At 48.3% G+C, this 211-nt stretch carries 1 protein-coding gene; it reads left to right on the top strand.

Annotation, left to right across the window (positions count from 1 at the left end):
• Window positions 1-211, top strand: a 211-nt coding sequence (locus tag IR141_RS14365; protein WP_135037886.1) for an ATP-binding protein, incomplete at both ends; no start/stop codon positions are given.

Raw genomic sequence — 211 nt, 5'->3', positions numbered from 1 at the left:
GACTATATCAGACAGAAGCGTAATGTGGTGTTGGTAGGCGGACCGGGTACAGGCAAAACGCATATTGCCACAGCACTGGGTATCGAAGCGGCGACACAAGGATTTAGGGTACGTTTTTGGAATGTACCGGACTTGGTCAACAAATTGGAAGCAGACAAAGACGAAGGCCGTCTGAAACTAACCGAACAGCAATGTCGGTACGATTTGTTGA

The sequence above is a fragment of the Neisseria sp. 19428wB4_WF04 genome, from assembly GCF_015235335.1.
Lineage (GTDB): Bacteria > Pseudomonadota > Gammaproteobacteria > Burkholderiales > Neisseriaceae > Neisseria > Neisseria musculi.
This window is presented reverse-complemented; position numbering and strand designations above follow the sequence as displayed.